Genomic DNA, 211 nt, shown 5'->3' on the forward strand with positions numbered 1-211 from the left:
AAAAGACTTCCTCAGGCGTCTGATAATCTAAAATCTTTCTTGGGCGACTGTTAATTTTGTATACTACTTCTTGTAGTTCATTATCAGTTATAGTCGAAAAATCTGTTTTTTTGGGGAAATATCGACGTATCAACCCATTTGTATTTTCATTTGTCCCGCGCTGCCATGAACAATAAGGATCGGCGAAATAAATATCCATATTAAGCCTACT

At 35.5% G+C, this 211-nt stretch carries 1 protein-coding gene; it reads right to left on the reverse strand.

All coding sequences use genetic code 11. The features are described from left to right. The coding region (locus N482_RS06605; protein WP_155730523.1) for an IS30 family transposase at positions 1-211 on the reverse strand (211 nt) is incomplete at both ends.

It is taken from the genome of Pseudoalteromonas luteoviolacea NCIMB 1942, from assembly GCF_001625595.1.
GTDB lineage: Bacteria > Pseudomonadota > Gammaproteobacteria > Enterobacterales > Alteromonadaceae > Pseudoalteromonas > Pseudoalteromonas luteoviolacea_A.